The sequence below is a fragment of the Streptomyces sp. SCL15-4 genome (assembly GCF_033366695.1).
Lineage (GTDB): Bacteria > Actinomycetota > Actinomycetes > Streptomycetales > Streptomycetaceae > Streptomyces.
In genome coordinates, this window is record NZ_JAOBTQ010000001.1 from 755728 (window position 1) to 773911 (window position 18184).

General features: G+C 74.7%; 16 protein-coding genes and 1 pseudogene. 12 read left to right on the forward strand and 5 right to left on the reverse strand.

Translation table 11 applies throughout. The features are described from left to right. Position 1: 1 nt before the first annotated feature. The 6 genes from SCK26_RS03120 (at position 2) to SCK26_RS03145 (ending at position 6834) form a co-directional block, all read left to right on the forward strand. The gene (locus SCK26_RS03120) at positions 2–2647 is read left to right on the forward strand and encodes a lantibiotic dehydratase (RefSeq protein WP_318199693.1); all 2646 of its coding nucleotides are present in this window, start codon (positions 2–4) and stop codon (positions 2645–2647) included. A gap of 24 nt (positions 2648–2671) precedes the next feature. Then, on the forward strand, positions 2672–2827 hold the full coding sequence (locus SCK26_RS03125) for a hypothetical protein (RefSeq protein ID WP_318199694.1): 156 nt from the start codon (positions 2672–2674) through the stop codon (positions 2825–2827). A 67-nt stretch (positions 2828–2894) separates the two neighbouring features. Further along, entirely contained in the window at positions 2895–4082 is a 1188-nt protein-coding gene (locus tag SCK26_RS03130; RefSeq protein WP_318199695.1) for a lanthionine synthetase LanC family protein, read from the forward strand. A gap of 221 nt (positions 4083–4303) precedes the next feature. Next, complete coding sequence (locus SCK26_RS03135) at positions 4304–4954, forward strand: histidine phosphatase family protein (protein WP_318199696.1); 651 nt, start codon at positions 4304–4306, stop codon at positions 4952–4954. Positions 4955–5083: 129 nt separating this feature from the next. Beyond that, positions 5084–5737, forward strand: coding sequence for a response regulator transcription factor (locus SCK26_RS03140; protein WP_318199697.1), 654 nt, complete (start codon positions 5084–5086; stop codon positions 5735–5737). Beyond that, the gene (locus SCK26_RS03145; protein WP_318199698.1) at positions 5734–6834 is read left to right on the forward strand and encodes a sensor histidine kinase; all 1101 of its coding nucleotides are present in this window, start codon (positions 5734–5736) and stop codon (positions 6832–6834) included. Before SCK26_RS03140 ends, SCK26_RS03145 begins: the two co-directional genes overlap by 4 nt. Positions 6835–6853: 19 nt before the next feature. Here the strand turns inward: SCK26_RS03145 and SCK26_RS03150 are convergent, their stop codons facing one another. Both SCK26_RS03150 and SCK26_RS03155 read right to left on the reverse strand, forming a co-directional pair. Further along, on the reverse strand, positions 6854–7861 hold the full coding sequence (locus SCK26_RS03150; protein WP_318199699.1) for a 2-hydroxyacid dehydrogenase: 1008 nt from the start codon (positions 7859–7861) through the stop codon (positions 6854–6856). Between the two features lie 197 nt (positions 7862–8058). Continuing rightward, entirely contained in the window at positions 8059–8565 is a 507-nt protein-coding gene (locus SCK26_RS03155) for a winged helix-turn-helix transcriptional regulator (RefSeq protein WP_412080697.1), read from the reverse strand. 171 nt (positions 8566–8736) lie between these two features. Between SCK26_RS03155 and SCK26_RS03160 the strand changes: the two genes are divergently transcribed. Further along, positions 8737–9465 carry an alpha/beta hydrolase family protein gene (locus SCK26_RS03160; RefSeq protein WP_318199700.1) on the forward strand — a complete coding sequence of 243 codons (729 nt, stop codon included), beginning with the start codon at positions 8737–8739 and terminating at the stop codon, positions 9463–9465. Positions 9466–9525: 60 nt separating this feature from the next. Here the strand turns inward: SCK26_RS03160 and SCK26_RS03165 are convergent, their stop codons facing one another. Next, complete coding sequence (locus tag SCK26_RS03165; protein WP_318199701.1) at positions 9526–9912, reverse strand: VOC family protein; 387 nt, start codon at positions 9910–9912, stop codon at positions 9526–9528. Between the two features lie 290 nt (positions 9913–10202). Between SCK26_RS03165 and SCK26_RS03170 the strand changes: the two genes are divergently transcribed. From SCK26_RS03170 to SCK26_RS03180, 3 genes are all read left to right on the forward strand, one after another. Next, on the forward strand, positions 10203–10835 hold the full coding sequence (locus SCK26_RS03170) for a DinB family protein (RefSeq protein ID WP_318199702.1): 633 nt from the start codon (positions 10203–10205) through the stop codon (positions 10833–10835). Between the two features lie 134 nt (positions 10836–10969). After that, entirely contained in the window at positions 10970–11428 is a 459-nt protein-coding gene (locus SCK26_RS03175; RefSeq protein WP_318199703.1) for a cyclic nucleotide-binding domain-containing protein, read from the forward strand. Between the two features lie 123 nt (positions 11429–11551). Next, the gene (locus SCK26_RS03180) at positions 11552–12004 is read left to right on the forward strand and encodes a universal stress protein (protein WP_318199704.1); all 453 of its coding nucleotides are present in this window, start codon (positions 11552–11554) and stop codon (positions 12002–12004) included. A gap of 106 nt (positions 12005–12110) precedes the next feature. On the opposite strand, the gene SCK26_RS03185 is transcribed toward SCK26_RS03180, so the two are convergent. Together SCK26_RS03185 and SCK26_RS03190 are read right to left on the reverse strand one after the other, a co-directional pair. Then, complete coding sequence (locus tag SCK26_RS03185) at positions 12111–12791, reverse strand: helix-turn-helix domain-containing protein (RefSeq protein ID WP_318199705.1); 681 nt, start codon at positions 12789–12791, stop codon at positions 12111–12113. 368 nt (positions 12792–13159) lie between these two features. Then, positions 13160–16228, reverse strand: a complete 3069-nt coding sequence (locus tag SCK26_RS03190; protein ID WP_318199706.1) for an amidohydrolase family protein — start codon at positions 16226–16228, stop codon at positions 13160–13162. A 181-nt stretch (positions 16229–16409) separates the two neighbouring features. Between SCK26_RS03190 and SCK26_RS03195 the strand changes: the two are divergent. Both SCK26_RS03195 and SCK26_RS03200 read left to right on the forward strand, forming a co-directional pair. Continuing rightward, positions 16410–16619 (forward strand): annotated as a pseudogene (locus SCK26_RS03195) (MarR family transcriptional regulator); the annotation flags it as partial. Between the two features lie 166 nt (positions 16620–16785). Then, the gene (locus SCK26_RS03200; protein WP_318199707.1) at positions 16786–18150 is read left to right on the forward strand and encodes an alkaline phosphatase; all 1365 of its coding nucleotides are present in this window, start codon (positions 16786–16788) and stop codon (positions 18148–18150) included. Positions 18151–18184: the final 34 nt, after the last annotated feature.

Below are 18184 nucleotides of genomic sequence, written 5' to 3' on the forward strand. Positions count from 1 at the left end.
CATGGAGCACGTACCGGCACAGGCGGCCCAGCCCACCGGCGCACCCGGCGTGGCGCTCGGGGCCACGGCGCTGCTGCGGCTGGGCGGCATGCCCGGCGCCGCGTGGACGGCCGGCGCCGCAGGGCACCTCTTCGAAGGCGCCGCCCGGCACGCCGACACCACCGAGCGGCTCGCCGTACAGGCCCGGGCGCTGGCCGACCGGCTGGGTGCCGAGGTCGTGCCGCACCCGTCGCTGGCCCCCGCCGACCGGGGCGCCGTACTCGCCCTGCGGCGGCGGCTGCACTCCGGCGCGGCACCCGGGGCACCGGACTGTGCGCTGCTGGAGCGCTCGGCCGCCGTGCCCGCCGACCTCGCCGGGCAGGCCCGCGCCCTGCTGCGCGGCGCCGAGGCCGCCGAGGCGGCGCTGACCCGGCTGCGGCAGGCGGTCACGGCCGAGCAGCAGCGGGTCGCCGAGCAGGGGTGGCGTACGGCGTGCTCCAGCCCGGTGATGCGCGCGTTCCTGGACAGCGCCGCGCCGGGACTCGCCGGCGACATCGAACGACGGCTCGCCGAGGGCCAGTCGTGGTCCGGGAAGCAGCTGCGCAAACGTACCGCCTATCTGTGGCGCATCGTGGGGCGGGCCGCCGTGAAGACCACGCCGCGCGGCTGGGCGGGCCAGATCGCCGCGCTCCCGGTGGCCGACGGACCGGACGACCGCCCACCGCTCCTCGCACCCGGCACTCCCCTCGGAGACCTCGCCGCGATCGCCGTGGAGAACGTGCACCTGCTGCGGGCCGGCTCCGCCCCCGCCGATCTGCGCACCGCCGGCCCGGCGACCCTGCTGGCGCCGACGCCCCTGCACTTCGCCGAACCGTCCACCATCGCCCCCGGCGGCCCGCCCGGCCAGGTGCGCTGTTACGTCGTGGACCCCCGTGAACCCGGCCGGCTCCGGCAGATCGTGCTGCGCCGCACCCGTGTACTGGAAAGCGTGCTGGCCCTCCTCGCCAACGGGCCGCGCACACTCGGCGAACTGGACCGCGTGCTGCCGCCGCTGAGCGCCCCGCCCGGCCGGCCGCCCGTGGCCGCGGCGGTGCTGCGCGGATTCCTCCAGCACCTGCACGGGCTCGGCGTCGTACAGATCTGCCGGGCGCCCCGGCAGCACTGCTCCGGCTGGGTGCCGGCCGAGACGGTCACCGCCGCCGGTGCCCTGCCGCCGGCGCCGGCGGGCGCGGCGGACGACTGGTTCCTCGACTCCTACCGCCGGCTCGGCACCGACGCCGCCGTGCCCGCCGCAGCCGTCGCACGCGTCCTGCGCGGGCTGCGGATCGCGGCCCGGATCGCCGCCCTCCAAGAGGCCGACCGGCCTGCCGAACCACCGGAGCGGCAGTCCTGGTTCGCCGGGCTGACCGAGCGGGCGCGCCCCATCGGCCAGATCCTCGCCGACCGGCTGAGCGCCGACGAACCACCGCCCCCGGCCCGTCGCTACACGGGCTGGCCACCGGCCCACGACCCCGCCGGCGGCTACGCCCGGCTGCTGGACCACCTCGACGCCGCCGCCCGCTCCGGCACGGCCCGCCTCGACCTGGACGACGCGCTGCTGGACTCGCTGGGCGCACCGCCCGGCGACGCCGTGCTGCCGCCCTGGCCGGTCGACTGCCTGCTGCGTCCGCTGGTCCCGTCCGCCCACGGCGGCCCGGTGGCCGTGCTGGAGACCGCCTCGTCCGCCGGGGTGCTCGACGCCCGGTTCGCCGACGGACTGCGCACCCTGCACGGCGGCTACGGCAACGGCGACGCCTACCGCGCGTTCCTCGCCGCCGTCGAGGAACGCACCGGGGTCCGCTTCGTCGACCTGCTGGTGCCGCCGCTCGCCGAGCGGTCCGCCAACGCCGTACGCCGTCCGGTGCTGACCCGCTGGTGGACCGGCGACCCGGATCCCACGCCGTACTACGGCACGCCCGGCCGGCACGCGCGCTACCTCCCGCTGGACCGCATCAGCCTGCGGCGCGCGCACGGCCGGATCGTCGCCGAGGCGGACGGCCGGCGCGTCCTGCCCGTCTACCTGGCCACCCGCTCCCCCGCCCCGCCCTACGACACCCTGGTGCGGCTGCTGCTCGCGGCGAGCCATCCGGCGTCCTCGTACCTGGTGCGCCTGGACGCGCTGGACGCGGCGCTGCCCGACCGGGACCGGCTGCCCCGGCTGACCGCGGGCGGCGACCTCGTCCTCACCCCGGCCACCTGGCGGATCGACCGCGGCCGGCTGTGGGAGCCGGGCGACGACCTGCTCGCCAAGGTCCGCGTCCTCGCTCTGCTGCGCCGGTCCGCGGGCCTGCCCCGGCACGCGTTCGTACGCACCGCCCCCGGCGCGAAACCGGTCCCGGTGGACCTCGCGTCGCTGACGGCCGTCCAGCTGATCGAGCGGCTGTGCGCCCGGGATGCGGGCTCCGCGCTGCTGGTGGAGGAGATGCTGCCGGCCCCCGAAGACCTGCTGTTGCGTGACCCGCTGCACGGCGGCGCGAGCGTCGCCGCGCAGCTCCTGCTCCGGCTCCCCCACGACCAGAGCGCCGGCCGCCTCGCCGAGGCCGCCGCCGACGCCCTGTTCCGCGGCGGCCGGCACGACGTCCCCGGCCCGTCCGCCAGACGGCCCGCCGGGGCGGCCCACACCCGATGAGTGAACAGTGAAAGGGGAAGTCCCATGCCCGCACACGAGATCACCGAACTCGACACGCTGATCAGCGACTTGGAGGAGCGGATCACCGACGAGGACCTGCCGACCGCCGCGGCGTACAGCGAGGGATGCAGCGGTCTGTGCACGATCATCGTCTGTGCCACGGTCATCATCTGTGCATGACCCTCCCGGAGCCGCCCGCCCGCCCGGGCGGGTGGCTCCGTCCCGCCCGCACGACGTCAGGAGGACGATGCCGCACGACACGGCGCCACCGGCCGCCCCGCCGGACGAGGACGTCCACGGGCTCGCCGTCCGCTACCTGCTGGAGTGGGCCGGAGCGCCCGAACGGGGCGGACACCGCTGCGACCCCGGGATCCCGGTGCTGGCACATCTGGTCGCGGACGAACGGGCGGCGCCCGCCGCCGTGGCCGTGTGGTCCCGCACGGCCGGACGCGGGCCGTCCCACCCCGCGCTGTACGACGGGGGCCTGGCCGGCACGCTCGTCGGGCTGCGCCTCGGCGCCCGGGTGCTGCCCGGGCTCGGGGCCGCGGCGGACCGGCTCGGCGCCCACCTGGCCGGGCGCCCGGCCCGCTACCGCACCCACGAGGTCGCGTTCGTCGACTACGACCTGATCTCCGGCCCGTCCGGACTGCTGCTCGCCCTGTGCGCGACGGAACCGGCGCGGCCCCTGCCGCGTCCGCTCGCCGCCCACCTGGCGCTGCTGTGCGACGAGGAGGAACTGGGACGGCTGCGCGCGGGCCAGTACGCGGACCATCCTCTCCTGGCCTGGATGCAGGGCCGGGTCAACACCGGTATGGGGCACGGTGTCGCCGGACTGGTCGCCGCGCTCACCGCGGCACTGCGCCGCTCCGCCGCTGACCCGGACCCGGCCGTCGACCTCGCCGGGGCGCTCGGCCGGGCCACCCGCTGGCTGGTGCGCCAGGCGTACGACGACGAGCGGGGCATCCGCACCTGGCCCGGCGCCGGACCCGCGCGCCCGCCCTCCCCCGAGGCCAACCCCCGCCAGGCGTGGTGCTACGGCACGCCGGGAGTCGCCTGGGCGCTGTGGGACGCCGCCGACGCCCTCGGGGACGGTGCCGCCGCCGACTGGGCGGCGACCGCCTTCACCACGCTCGCCGAGCACTACGACGAGACCTTCCACCTCTTCGGCGACGCTCCGGGCGACCGCCTCGGGCTGTGCCACGGGGCGGCGGGCGTGCTGGCCGTCGCCGACGCCTTCGACCGCCACGCCCGGCTGCCTGCGGCCGGCACGCTGAAGGACCGGCTCGCCGGCCATCTGACGGCCCGGCTCGCCGCCCACCCGCTCGCCGAATGGCCCGCGGACCTTCTCACCGGCCTGCCGGGAGCGCTGGCCGCCCTGCTGACCGCCGTCCACGGGGCACCCCGCGGCTGGCTTCCGTGTCTGGGGCTGCGCTGACCGTCGGCCGCGGCGCCGGGCCGCACCCTCACTCCTCCCACCACGGGCGGCGGCCGGCGACCCGTCTCTTCGCGGCGAGGCTCCCGCCATCCGGCGGGGGTGGTCCGGCCACCTGCCGGATGGCTGAGCCGCCCGTGCTTCCCGGAGTGTGGGGACTGGACCAGTACCACCCCGCTCACCGGGCCGGTGAGGAGCCGCCTCGTGCGGAGAAGGAGGTTCGGATGGTGACCGTGCGACTGACGATGCTGTGCGCGACCGCCACGCCGGGCAGCCCCGGCCGGGTCTTCGGGGACGGTCTTCCGGGCGAAGACGGCCGGAGCGGGGCCACCGCGGCCCTCCCGCCGTACGCGCGGGCCCTGCGGGCGCCCTCCGTCCGCTGCGCGCGGATCGCCGAGGCCCTGGCGGTCGAGGCCGCGCCGGAGGACGCCCTGCGCGATCTGGACTACGGCGCGTGGGAGGGCCGCCTGCTCCAGGACATCGCGGCCGAGGACCCGCACGGTCTGTCCACCTGGCTGCGCGATCCGCGGGCCGCGCCGCACGGCGGCGAGTCCGTCGCCCGGCTCTGCGCCCGCACGGCGGCATGGCTGACGGCGCTGCCGGCCGGCCCGGGGCGGGTACTCGCGATCACCGAAGCCCCGGTCGTCCGGGCCGCGCTGGTCCACGCCCTGGCCGTACCGGCCCGCGCCTTCTGGCAGCTGCGGGTGCCGCCCCTGTCGACGGTGACGCTGACGCTGAGCGAGGGCCACTGGACGGCCCGGCTCGGCCGGCCCGCGGCACCGCGGCGGCCGTCGACGGCCGAGGAGGCCGTCCCCGTGGCCGCCCTCACCCTGCGTCCGGGCCGGGAGCGGCTGTGTCTCGCCGCACGGTCCTGACCTGACCTCGACCGCACGGCCGCGGCGGCGGGCGGCCACGCTCCGGCCTTCCCGTGGGTGCCGGGCGGCGCGGTCGCGTCCGGCGTGGTACGAATCGGACACAGTACTCCCACAGAGGCTGGAGCACACGTGATCCGGGTACTGGTGGTCGACGACGAAGCCCTGATCCGCACGGGCTTCCAGCGCATCCTGGACGCCGCCGACGGTATCGAGGTGGTCGGCGCGGTCTCCGGCGGCCAGGCCCTGCGGGCGGTACGGGAGAAGCGCCCCGATGTCGTCCTGCTGGACATCCGCATGCCGGACGTGGACGGGCTCACCGTACTGAGCGACATCCGGCGGCTGCCGCAGCCCCCGGTGGTCGCCATGCTGACCACGTTCGACATGGACGAGTACGTGGAGACGGCGCTGCGCTCGGGCGCCGCCGGCTTCCTGCTGAAGGACACCGATCCGGAGGCGCTGCCGCCGGCGGTGCAGAGCCTGGCCCGCGGCGGCACGGTGCTGTCGCCCAAGGTCACGCGCACGGTGGTGGACGGCTATCTGAACAGCGGGGCGCAGGAGCGCCCGCCCAAGGCGCTGGGACGGCTGACCGAGCGCGAGCGCGAGGTGCTGGTCCTGATCGCCGAGGGCCTGTCGAACACCGACATCGCGGCCCGGATGCATCTGAGCACCGGCACCGTCAAGGACCACGTCAGCGCGATCCTGACCAAGCTGGAGGTCAGCGGCCGGGTCCAGGCGGCCCTTCTCGCCCAGCGGGCGGGGCTCCTCGCCGAGGGCACGGGATGACCCGCCGCCCGTCCCCGCTGCTCCTGGACGGCGTGGCCGTGGCCATGGCGCTCCTCGACGTGTGGGCGCACTGGGACATCGACGAGCCGTTGCGGATGGCCTGCGCGCTGGCCGCCGCGGTCGCCCTGCTCCTGCGCCGGCGGCAGCCGCTGCTCACCTTCCTGCTCACGCTGCCCGCCGTGCTGCTGTCCGACGCGGTCTTCGCCTGCCTGGCCGCGCTGTACACGCTCGCCTCGTTCAACCGCCCGCGGGCGCTGCTGGTCGGGTGCGCCCTGGCGTTCGCGTTCAGCGACACGACGTCGCTGCCGTCGCCGCGGCTGGATCTGACCCGCACCCCGACGCTGATCGCGCTCGGCTACAGCGCGGCCACGGCGGCGGCGGCCGTCTTCCTGGGGCAGCTGGTGCGGACCCGCCACGATCTGTCGCTGCGGCTGGCCGAGATCTCGGAGGCGCGGGACCACCAGCAGTTGCTGACCGCGCAGGCCGTCCTCGCCAAGGAGCGCGCCCAGCTCGCCCGGGAGATGCACGATGTCGTCTCCCACCAGGTCAGTCTGATCGCCGTGCGCGCCGGAGCGCTGCAAGTGGGCGCGGGCGATCCGGAGACGAGGGAGGCGGCGGCGACGATCCGGCGGCTGAGCGTGCAGACGCTGGACGAGCTGCGCCACATGGTCGGTGTGCTGCGTGCGTCCAGCGGCCATCCCACGGAACTCACCCCGCAGCCGGCGCTCAGCGACATCCGGCGGCTGGCCGACAACTGCGGCCTCAGGACCGAGCTGCGCATGGCCCTGCCGGACGGTCTTCCGCCCACCGTCCAGCGCGCGGTCTACCGCACGGTCCAGGAGGCGCTGACGAACACCCGCAAGCACGCTCCCGGGGCGACCGCGCGCATCGACCTGAGCCATGCCGACGGTTCCGTGCGGGTCAGGATCACCAACACGGCGCCGACCCAGCCGCCGCTGCCCCTGCCCGGCGCCCACCACGGTCTGCTCGGGCTGCGTCAGCGCGCCGAACTCCTGGGCGGCACGATGACCTCGGGCCCGACCGGCGACGGCGGCTACGAGCTGTGCGTCGTGCTTCCGGCCGAGGACACGCGGTGACCGTGCGCGTCGGAGGGGTTCATGTCGCGGCGACGAGTGTGTTGTCGCCGGAGCGGCCGGCGAGGTAGTCCTCGACGTTGGACACGGTGGTGCGGACGATCTGGCCGACGGCGTCCTCGGTGAAGTACGCCTGGTGCGAGGTGAGCAGGACGTTGTTGAAGGTCATCAGCCGGGCCAGGCGTTCGTCGGTCATCACCTCCAGCGACTTGTCCAGGAAGAACACCCCGGCCTCCTCCTCGTACACGTCGAGGCCGACGCCGGTGAGCCGGCCGGCGCGCAGCGTCGCCAGCAGGGCGTCGGTGTCGACGAGGCCGCCCCGGCTGGAGTTGACCAGGATCGCGTCGTCCTTCATCAGGCCCAGCGCCTCGGCGTCGACGAGGTGATGGGTCTCCGGGAGCAGCGGCACGTGCAGGCTGACCAGGTCCGCTTCGGCGAACAGCCGCTCGCGGGGAACGTACTCCATGCCGAGCGCGAGGCAGTCCGGATTCTCCGCGATGTCCCAGCCCAGCAGCCGCATCCCGAATCCGTGGGCGATCGCGGTGAACGCGGAACCGATCTTTCCGGTGCCGACCACGCCGGCCGTCCGGCCGCGCAGGTCGCGGCCCATCAGCCCGTCGAGCCGGAAGTCGAACTCGCGGGTACGGTGCGCGGCGCGGACGATCCGGCGGTTGACCGCGAGAGCCAGGGTCCAGGCGAACTCGGCGACCGAGTACGGCGAGTAGGACGAGACGCGGGCGACCGTGACACCGAGTTCCCTCGCGGTGGCGAGGTCGATGTTGTTGTAGCCGGTGGACCGCTGGGCGATCATCCGGGTGCCGCCCCCGGCCAGGGAGCGCAGCACGCCGGCGTCCAGCGTGTCGTTGACACTGCTGAGCACGATCTCGTGGCCGGCGGCGGTGGGCACGGTGTCGCGGTCCAGGAACAGCCCCAGGCAGCGCAACTCGTGCCGCCCGTCGAGCACCTTGTCGAATTCCGTCCTGAGCAGGGGCTCCTCGTCGGAGAGAACACCGTACGCGATGATCTCCACGTGCACTCCTCCCGTCGGATCCCCCCACCGTAGGCCGCGCCGCCCCGGAACAGGCTCTCGCACACGCGGTACGAGGCGGACAACCACGCGTACGCCGACGTGGCCCACCGCTTCGGCGGCGACGCCGTCCTCGACGGTCACCTGCCGTTGCTCGACCTGATCGGCGTGGTCGCGCGGTCCTGCGCGGACCGCCCGGATCACCGCGAGGACTGGCGTCCTTGAACCGTCGTGGGGGTGGCGGTGGCTTGCCGGGCCTCGCGTGGGGCCGGGTGCGGGGAGGCGGACGGTCCGGTCGGCGGCTGAGCCTGGCGGGCTTTGCCGTCCTGCTCGGCGCGGGTGTCGTACGCGGCGCGGGCCGCGTCGATGTGCGGGAGGTTCAGCAGGCTCCACTCCAGCAGGGGCGCCGTGGCCTCGCGGAGGGTTGTGCCCATGGGAGTGAGGGCGTAACTGACGTGCGGCGGCATGACGTTGTGGACGGTTCGGGTGAGGATGCCGTCGCGTTCCAGGCCGCGCAGGGTGACGGTCAGCATGCGCTGGCTGATTCCGTCGACGGCGCGCTTGAGTTCAATGAAGCGGCGCGGACCCCGGCTGAGCTGGCGCACGACCAGCAGTGACCACTTGTCCCCGACGATGTCGAGTACTTCGCGGGTCCGGCACGGCTCCTGCGCGCGTGCCCGCCGCGGCTCGCCGTCCGCTGTGCTCATGGTTACCTCCCGGGAACCGGGGCACCGCGAAGTGCCTTATTGATCGGGGTGCGACGGGTGCACCACGATGATGACGGTTCTCAAAGAGTACCGAGGCACGAAAGGGAACCGGCGGTCCGCGGTACGTCCGCGCCCTGTGCCTCCGCCCCGAACAGGAAAGGGCCGTTCCCCATGTCGACATTCCTGCTGGTACACGGTGCCTGGCACAGCGGCCGGTGCTGGGAGCGGGTGGTCCCGCTGCTGGAGTCGGCCGGGCATCGTGTGCTCGCGCCGTCGCTGACCGGCTACGGCGACAAGGCACACCTGGCCGGCCCCGAGGTGGGTCTCGACACACATGTCGGGGACGTCGTCGGTCTGATCCGCGAGGCGGGCCTGACCGAGGTGGTCCTGGTGGGCCACAGCTACGCCGGGCTGGTCGTCTCCGGCGCGGCCAACGAGGTCCCGGAGCGGATCGCGCATCTGGTGTACCTGGACGCGATGGTGCCGGAGCACGGTGAGTCCGCCGTCGACGTGATGCCGGTGACCCGGCAGCTGATCGACCTGGCCGCCGGGTCGGGAGGCGGCTGGCGCGTGCCGCCCCCGCCCGAACTGCCCGCTCCGCTGGGCCTGTTCGGGGTCACCGACCCCGCGGACGTCGCATGGCTGCGCACGCTGCTGTCGGATCAGCCGGTGCGCTGCCTGGAGCAGCCGGTCCGGCTGGACGACCCGGCCCTGAACGCGATCCCGCGCACCCACATCCACTGCACCGGCGCCCGGCCGGAAGGCATCACACGCCGGCCGGTCCCACCCGTCCAGCCCAACGGCACCCCGGCCCGCGTCCTGGAACTCCCCACCGGTCACGACTGCATGATCACCATGCCGGCGGAGCTGAGCGAACTCCTGCTCGGGCTCGTCCCGTAACCCGGTCGAGGAGGCGGGGGCCGGGCAGGCGGGCGGGGGCACGCCACCGCCCCGTCCGGCTCATGTGGTGTGCACGAGCTGGATCAGGTTCCCGCAGGTGTCGTCCAGGACGGCCGTGGTGACCGTGCCCGTCTCCAGCGGCTCCTGGGTGAAACGCACCCCCAGCCCGCGCAGCCGGTCGAACTCGGCCCGCACGTCGTCCACGGCGAAGGAGGCCGCGGGGATGCCGTCCTGCACCAGCGCGGTCTTGTACGGCTGCACCGCCGGATGGCCGGAGGGCTCCAGCAGCAGTTCGGTCCCGTGGGGATCCTCCGGCGAGACCACGGTCAGCCACCGGTCCTCGCCGAAGGGAACGTCGTGCTTCGTCACGAAGCCCAGTACGTCCGTGTAGAAGCGCAGGGCCTTGTCCTGATCGTCGACGAAGACGCTGGTGAGGTGGATCTTCATGGAGTTCTCCCCGGTGTGGCGGGTGTCGGGGCGGGGAGCCGGCGGCGGCCCCTGCGGTGAGCGACGACGTGGTCTCGAGGCCATCGTCCGCCAAGAGCGCGAGGCGCGCAGCGGCGTGGCGGCGCTCCGGGTCCGGCGGCCGGTCGGCCGCGCCCGGTGATCAGCGGCCCGGGACCCGGAGACAGCCGGTGGGCGTCCGGGGCGGCGCCGGAGAAAATGAGGACGCGGCTCCGGGCCCGGTCTGCCACTCTGACGGATCACGCGAACCGGTTGCGACTCAGGAGCCTTTGATGACGGTGCCGCCCCGCCTGCTGCCCCTTCTAGAGCAGTTCGACTTCGCCCGCGAGCGCCTGGCCGGCCGCATGGCGGGGCCCGTCATGGACAGCGGCGACGGGACGGACACCCCGGTCGGTCCCATGACGGACGCCGAGTACCTCTGGGAGCCGGTGCCGGGCTGCTGGTCGGTACGGCGGCGCGGGGACGGGCCGGGACCGCGCGCCACCGCCCTGGCGGGCGCCGGCGACTGGGGACGCGACACCGCCGCCTACCCGCATCCTTGGCCGCCGCCCTTCACCACCATCGCGTGGCGTCTGAGCCACCTCAGCGAAATGCTCACCCTGCGCGCGGACCACACGGCCGGCGATCACCGGCTCACCCGGGACGACTACCGGACCGGCGGGGACGCGGCGACGGCGGTGGCGGCGTTCGACACCGGCGCCGAGGCCTGGCGGAAGGCCCTGCTCGGCGCCGCCGACGGCGCGCTCGACACCGTGGGGTACTGCACCTATCCGCACGGCAGCGACCCGGAGGAGCCGTTCATCGACATCGTGTGGTGGGTCAACCAGGAACTGCTGCACCACGGAGCCGAGATCGGCCTGCTGCGCGACCTCTACCACGCCCGCGCCCGGGCCGACGGCCGCTGAGGACACCGGGGAAGAGCGGCCCGGGGCGCGGCCCGAGGGGGCCGAAAGGCCCTGGGGGCGGGACGGGCGGCCCGTGGTGGTGCGGTGGGGCGCGGCGCAGAGTGGTGGCAGACCACACGAAGGGAGCCGGCGTGATGACTTCCGCCACCACCATGAACGCGGTCCTCCCCGTCGAGCACCGTGAGCGGCTGATGCGGCTGGCCGACGGGGTGTCCTTCGCGGCCGGGACCCGGCTGTTCGAGGAGGGCCGGCGCGCCGACCGGCTGTGGATCATCCGCACCGGCACGGTCGCCCTCGACGTCCGTGTCCCGGGCCGGCGGCCCGCCGTCGTCGCGACGCTCGGGCACGGCCAGCTGGTCGGCTGGTCCTGGTACCACCCGCCGTACCTCTGGCACCTGGGCGCCGAGGCCACGAGTCCGGTCCGGGCGTGGGAGCTGGACGGCGGCACGGTCCGGACGATGTGCGCCGAGGACCCCGAGTTCGGCCGCGCGATGGCGGTCTGGGTCGGCCGCGTGCTCGTGGAGCGGCTGCACGCCTCCCGCGTCCGGCTGCTCGACCTGTACGCCCCCTACGGCAGCGGAAGCCTGATCTGACCGCGCGGAAAGGGCGCTCGCTCCTCCGCTCCGCCGTGCGGCGGAGACGGCTCCCCGGCTGGCACAGTTCCGTCGGCCCGGGCAGCGTGGAGAGTACCGACAACGACTGCTGGTGAGGTGCCCATGCAACCCCCTGAACCGAAGATCCGCGTGGTCGCGGGTGTGGACGGCTCCCCGTCGTCGTACGCGGCGCTGCGCTGGGCGGCGCGGTACGCGGATATGGTCGGCGGTTTCGTGGAGGCCGTGTGCGCCTGGGACACACCGTCGGCCATCGGCTGGACCGGGCCCGCGATCGACCCCGAGTTCGACCTGGAGCAGGCGCAGGAGCGGTTCGCGGAGGAGATGCGCACGGTCTTCCCGGACGTGCGGCCCGCCGGTCTGCGGGAGATCCTGGTGGAGGGCGACCCTTCCGACGTGCTGATCGCCGCCTCGGAGGGGGCGGAACTCCTCGTCGTGGGCCGCCGGGGCCGGGGCGGCTTCGCCCGGGCGATCCTGGGGTCCGTGAGCCTGCGCTGCGCTCAGCACGCGGCCTGCCCGGTCGTCGTGGTCCGGGAGGACCAGGACCGGCCGCACTGACCGGACGTGACGCCAGGTAACGGCCTCGGATGGGTTCCGCGCACATGTGTCCGGCCCTCAGCAGGGTGTCGGGCACATGTGCGCGGAGCCCATAAGGCAGGACGGCTCACCAGGTGTCGATGCGGCGGCCGGTCAGCGCGGTCATCCCGACGCGGACCCAGACGTCGCGCTCCCCGCCCGCCCAAGGAGCGCTGTAGGCCTGCTCGGCGATGCGCCGTACGGCGTCGGGATCGGTCACCTGTTCGGCGGCGCCGTGCACCACTACGCTCCAGCCCTGGCTGAGCGCGTCGTCCACCCGGTCGACCTCGAACGCCACCTCCCGGCCGAGTCCCTGGAGGGAGACGGTCCCGGCCTGCGTCCGGAAGACGATGGCGTCGTCGACGACGCTGTAGTTGACTGGTACGACGACCGGGGCGGCGTCGGTGGACACCGCGATCCTGCCCACGCCGTGGGTCGACAGCAGCCGGCGGCACTCCTCCTCGCCCAGTTCGGTGAAGCGGGGAGCCCGGGCGGCGTGCCCGAGGCCCGGCGGCAGGCCGACGTTGCCGCCGCCGAGTTCCGCGGGGCTGGTCCGCAGGGCCCCGGCCAGCCGGAGCAGCGTGCCGGCCTCGGGTGCGGCGGTGCTGTGCTTCTCCAGGTGCTCGATGTAGGCCGGGGCCATGGCCGCCCGGAACGCCAGTTCCTCCACGGTGAGGCCCAGTTCCGCGCGGCGCTGTTCGATGCGGCGCCCGAGGTCGCCCTGCGGGGGCCGGCCGGCCGTCGGCCCCGGTGGTCTCTGCTCGGCCATGGTTCCTCACTCCTCGGGCTGCGGAACTCCTCGGGTCGCGGACCGTCGGCCCGTCCGTCCACCATGACCGATCCCCCCGGGCCGGGCCCGGCCAAACGGTCCCCGGTCCCGGTGGGCTACGGCCGTTCGGCCCCCTTCGCTGCTCCGCTCGGGTGAACCGGGCGCGACGGCGGGCAACCGGACGCCGGACGCCACGTCACCGTCTGCCCGGCCCCGCTCACCCGCCTCACGTCGGTTCGCGCCGCGCAACTTCCCGGAAGGCGTGCAGCCGCTGGCATGAACGCCCGCAGTCACCGCAGACTGCGGCTCTCCCACGCCTGGGTGCCGGAGCGGTTCCGCGTCGCCGGGCGGCATGCGGACGATGGCGCTCAAGCGGGCGTCGTGACCGCGCTCCCGACAGCGTCCACGAGGTCGCTCTGGTAGTGGGCGACGCCGTCCCGGAGGACCAGCGGAGTGCGCGCGAGACTGGCGAAGTCGGTGAAGGGATCACCGTCGACGACGGTCAGGTCCGCGATCTTTCCCGGCTCCACGGTGCCCAGATCGCGCTCGACGCCGAACAGCCGCGCGGGGACGGCGGTGGCGCACTGGAGGGCCTGGGCCGGGGTGAAACCGTGGGCGTGCAGGGCGCGCAGGGCGAGGTGGAGGGAGAGACCGGCCGGGACCAGGGGCGCGTCCGTGCCCACCGCGAGCACGGCGCCCTCGGCGGCGAGGCGGCGGTAGGCGGCCATCTCGGTGGAAAGGGCCCGTCGTTGCTCGTCGGTGGGCGCGGTGCGGGCGCGTTCGCGGACGGCGGCGACGTCCCAGGGCGGCATGAGGGTGAGTACGCGTGGGTCGTCGGCCAGGGCGGGGTCGGCGCCGAGCAGCGACTGCGCGGTGAACGGGGTCATGATCAGCGCGAAGCGGCCGTCGGCGTACTGCTGGACGACGTCCTGGTGGATGTGGCCGGTGGGAGTGGTGGCGTGGCCGTAGGGCAGGCGCTGGGTGGCCTGGAGGTGCGTGGTGAGGTCCTGCCCGGCGGCCCGGCCCGGTGCGCACAGGTGGCTGCCGCTGGGCACGCCCAGCCGGTGCGCGGCCTCGGCGGCCTGCGCCATGACCCGGCCGGGGGCGCGGACATAGGTCTTGACGAAGTCCACCCGCAGGGCGGTGGCCCGCTCCAGGGTGCGCCGCACACCGGCGCCGGTGCGGTGGGCGCGGCCCATGGCGTACGCGGTGCGGGCGCCGTCGACGAGTTCGGCGCAGGCCAGCAGGCGCGGCCCGGTGCTGTGCCCGGAGGCCAGGGACTCGCGCAGCCGGATCGCCTCGTACAGGGACGCGCCGAGGCAGGCCGTGGTGGTGATGCCGTAGGCGAGCGCGGTGAGGCTGTGCCGGGCGCCGTAGGTGGCGCTGTAGGGGTGGGTGTGGCTGTCGAACAGGCCGGGCAGGACCGTGTGTCCGGAGGCGTCGACGGTGCGGTGGCCGGGGCGGCGCGGGCGGTGCGGTTCGACGGCCGTGATCCGGCGGCCGTCGGTGAGGATGTCGACGTCCTGGCGCGGGGTGGTGCCGGTGCCGTCCCACAACTGCCCGGCGTGGACGCGCAGTCGCTGCCGGGGGCGGACCGGGCGGTGGGCGAGCGGCACGGGCAGCGTGCGGGGCCCGGACGGAGCCGGGTCGAGGAGGCGGAGCCGGCCCGAGGACAGGTAGAGCAGGGTGTTCGTCTCGCGCGCCCAGGTGGGATGGTCGGCCGGTTCGTCGGTGATCCGGCGGGCGGGGCCGGTCGGGGTGCCGTCGCCGGCGACGGGCAGCAGCCAGAGCGCCGACTCGGCGACCAGCGCCATCCAGCGGCCGTCGGGCGACCACACGGGTCCGGCGGCGGCGCGGTCGGACAGGGACTGGTGGGCGGCGGGCAGGTGGCGCTTCTCGGTGCCGGTGCGGGTGTCGAGGACCCGGATGAGGTGGTAGCCCTCGCGGAAGCGGTGGTTGAGCCGGTTGCGGTCGCAGAAGGCCACGTACCGGCCGTCCGGCGACCAGGTCGGGGCGCCCGGCGGCCCGTCGGCGGCCAGCGGCCGGGCGAGCAGCCGCTCCGCGCCGGTGGCCAGGTCGCGCAGCAGGACGTTGCCGCTGGTGTCCTGGCAGGCGAGGCGGGTGCCGTCCGGTGACGGCGCCGGGTACAGCCGGCCCGGACCGGTGACCGGTTCGTCGTGCCCGCTGTCCGGACGGAGCCGGCGTACGGCCGTCAGCCCGTCCCGGTCGGTGCAGTACAGCAGGCTGCGACCGTCCGGTGCCCAGGCGGGCATCTGCACATGGTGGACGGCGGCGGCCTGGAGCACCTTGCGGGGCGTGCCGTCGACGGGCAGCACCCACAGGGCGTTCAGCGCCGCGAAGGCCACGCTGCCGCCGTCGGGCGCGAGGGCCGGAAGGTGGATGCCGCGCACCGGTCCGGCGGCTTCCAGGGAGGGCGGCCTGGGGCGTCGCCGGGGTCGCGGGACCGTCATCCGGGCGGTGAAGGGGATGTCCCGGACCGCGCCGGGGGTGCCGAGGGTGCGGACGCGGATCCGGCCGTCGGCCACGTACAGGAGCCGGTCGTCGTCGAGCCAGCACGGCGGTGCCGCCGCCGGATCCTCGTCCTCGGTCACCACGCGGCCGTCCACCAGGAGCGCGGCCCGCGCGGCCGGCAGGGACGGGGAGGCCGTGGTGCCGGTCAGGTGCAGGTGGGCGATCCGGCCCGAGGGGGACACGGACGGGCACAGCAGCCGGCCCTCCGTCACCTCACGGAGCACCTGCCCGCGACCGCCGTCGGCGGGCACCCGGACCAGTGCCAGACCCCCGTCGCTGCCGCCGTCGGGCGTGTGGGCGGCGCGGACGCACACCACCGAGCGCCCGTCCGGCCACCACACTGGGTCGATGTCCTCGTAGGGACCGCCGGTCAGCCGGACGGCCGAGCCGCCGTCCGCGGCCACGGTCCACAGCCCGAACGACGCACCGGTCACCGCGTCGCCGCCGCGTTCGGAGGCGAAGACCAGGCGGCTGCCGTCGGGCGACCAGGCCAGGCCCCGGTCGTCCCAGGGTCCGTCGGTGATCTGGCGCAGCTCGCTGCCGTCGGTCCTGAGCGTCCACAGGTGGAAGCCGCCGCCCCGGTAGCCTCCGACCGCCAGCCGTCTGCCGTCCGGGGACAGGACCGGCCGGGTCGCCTCCAGGTCCCAGTCGGTGATCCGCACCGCCTCCCCGCCCTCCGGCGGCACGCGCCACAGGACGCCCTGCACCTCGGCGATCAGCACGGACCCGTCCCGGGAGGAGGTCACCGATCCGCCCGTCATCTCCCGGTAGCGCAGGGTCTGCCGGTCCACGGCGGTGGACGCGGCCCTGGCCGGGGGTGCCATCGGGGACGCCGCCGCCGTCAGTCCGGCGGCGGACGCCCGCAGCAGGCCCCGGCGGCCGACCCAACCCTGATCCGTCGCCATCGCTCTCCTCGCCAGGTCGCCCGACGGCCGTGCCCGGCGCACCACCACGGTGGGCCGGCGGCACGGCCGGGTCCATGGTGGCGGCGGACGGGACCGGATGGGGGACGACGCGCTGGGCTTCGGACACCGCGCGCGGGATTTCGGCCGTGTCCGGTCCGGGCCACGGCCCGGGCGTGCTCCCGCCGATCACGTACGCGAAAGGGCCGTCGCCTCAGGCCTCACCGCGGCCCAGGCGACCGCGTTGAGAGAGATGACGGGCCCGATGACCATGCGCGAGCTGTCCGAGCGGATGAGCCGCGAGCCCTCCGACGCCACGTTCGTCGTCGACAAGCTGGAGAAGCAGGGCCTGGTCGAGCGGCGCCCGCACCCCGCCGACCGCCGCGCCAAGCACCAGCGACGGCATCGGCATCGGCATCGGCATCGGCAGGCCGCGCGGGTGCCACGCAGCCGAAACCGGCGCCCCACCAGGGGTTTCCCGGCGATTCACGAACGGCTGATGGGCTGACGCCTGTTGACGCCCGCCCATCCCGGACGGGCTGCCCCAAGGAGTCGCTTCCATGCACAGACCGTCCCGCCGCCACCTCACCCTCGCCACCGCGCTGGTGGCGTCCACCGCCGCCGCCGTCGCCTTCACGACCGGCGCCGGTGCGACCGACACCAAGCAGCAGGCCGAGGACGCCATCAAGGGCGGCAAGGCGAAGAACGTCATCCTGCTGATCGGTGACGGCATGGGAGACTCGGAGATCACGCTCGCCCGTGACTACACCGTCGGCGCCAACGGCCGTCTGAACATGGACAGGTTCCCGCTGACCGGCGAGTACACCACGTACGCCGTGCACAAGGACGGCACGCCGGACTACGTCACCGACTCCGCCGCGAGCGGCAGCGGCTGGGCGACCGGTGTGAAGACGATCAACGGCCGCATCTCCAAGACGCCGGCCTCCGACAAGGCCGTCCGTACGATCCTGGAGCTGGCGCAGAAGAACGGTTACGCCACCGGCAGCGTCACCACCGCCGAGCTGACCGACGCCACCCCGGCCGTGCTCGCCTCGCACGTCACCGACCGCTCCTGCCAGGGCCCGGCCGACATGGCCAAGTGTCCCGCCGACACGATCGCGGCGGGCGGTCCGGGCTCGATCGCCGAGCAGTCCGTCAACCACAAGGTGGACGTCCTCTTCGGCGGCGGCAAGCAGCGCTTCGAGCAGAAGGTCACCAACGGCGCGTACAAGGGGCTGACCGTCACCGAGCAGGCGAAGAAGCTCGGCTACCAGGTCGTCACCGACAAGACGTCGATGAAGGCCGCGAAGTCCGGCAGGCCCGTCCTCGGCCTCTTCGCCTCCGGGAACGTGCCGGTCGAGTGGACCGGCAAGCCGGCCGCCGTCGGCGGCACCGACCCGCAGCGCTGCGTCACCTCCAACCCGAACCGGCCCTCCAGCACGCCGAGCCTGGCGGACTCCGCCACCAAGGCGATCCAGCTGCTGGAGGACAAGCAGCGCCGGAAGCACTCCAAGAACGGCTTCTTCCTGCAGATCGAGGGCGCCTCCATCGACAAGCAGGACCACGCCGCCGACCCCTGCGGCCAGATCGGCGAGACCGCCGCCTTCGACCGCGCGGTGAAGGTCGCCCGCGCCTACGCGGCCAAGCACCCGGACACGCTCGTCGTCACCACCGCCGACCACGGCCACACCAGCCAGATCGTCCCGCTGGAGGCCACCCCGCCCGGCCTGTCGTCCACCCTGGTGACCAACGAGGGCCAGCAGCTGAAGGTCAACTACTCGACCAACACGCCGGGTCAGTCCCAGGAGCACACCGGCACCGAGGTCCGCATCGCCGCGCAGGGCCCGCTGGCCTACCGCGTGCTCGGCGTCACCAACCAGACCGACCTGTTCACCACCCTCCGCGAGGCCCTGCGCCTGCGCTGAGCCCGGTAACGGAAGAAGGGGAGACCGAGCCGTC

Coding starts and splice junctions, on each gene's coding strand:
- SCK26_RS03200 (WP_318199707.1), top strand. CDS start 16,786: ATGCACAGACCGTCCCGCCGCCACCTCACCCTCGCCACCGCGCTGGTG.
- SCK26_RS03120 (WP_318199693.1), top strand. CDS start 2: ATGGAGCACGTACCGGCACAGGCGGCCCAGCCCACCGGCGCACCCGGC.
- SCK26_RS03185 (WP_318199705.1), bottom strand. CDS start 12,791: ATGGCCGAGCAGAGACCACCGGGGCCGACGGCCGGCCGGCCCCCGCAG.
- SCK26_RS03155 (WP_412080697.1), bottom strand. CDS start 8,565: ATGAGCACAGCGGACGGCGAGCCGCGGCGGGCACGCGCGCAGGAGCCG.
- SCK26_RS03190 (WP_318199706.1), bottom strand. CDS start 16,228: ATGGCGACGGATCAGGGTTGGGTCGGCCGCCGGGGCCTGCTGCGGGCG.
- SCK26_RS03170 (WP_318199702.1), top strand. CDS start 10,203: ATGACGGTGCCGCCCCGCCTGCTGCCCCTTCTAGAGCAGTTCGACTTC.
- SCK26_RS03125 (WP_318199694.1), top strand. CDS start 2,672: ATGCCCGCACACGAGATCACCGAACTCGACACGCTGATCAGCGACTTG.
- SCK26_RS03180 (WP_318199704.1), top strand. CDS start 11,552: ATGCAACCCCCTGAACCGAAGATCCGCGTGGTCGCGGGTGTGGACGGC.
- SCK26_RS03145 (WP_318199698.1), top strand. CDS start 5,734: ATGACCCGCCGCCCGTCCCCGCTGCTCCTGGACGGCGTGGCCGTGGCC.
- SCK26_RS03160 (WP_318199700.1), top strand. CDS start 8,737: ATGTCGACATTCCTGCTGGTACACGGTGCCTGGCACAGCGGCCGGTGC.
- SCK26_RS03130 (WP_318199695.1), top strand. CDS start 2,895: ATGCCGCACGACACGGCGCCACCGGCCGCCCCGCCGGACGAGGACGTC.
- SCK26_RS03175 (WP_318199703.1), top strand. CDS start 10,970: ATGACTTCCGCCACCACCATGAACGCGGTCCTCCCCGTCGAGCACCGT.
- SCK26_RS03165 (WP_318199701.1), bottom strand. CDS start 9,912: ATGAAGATCCACCTCACCAGCGTCTTCGTCGACGATCAGGACAAGGCC.
- SCK26_RS03135 (WP_318199696.1), top strand. CDS start 4,304: ATGGTGACCGTGCGACTGACGATGCTGTGCGCGACCGCCACGCCGGGC.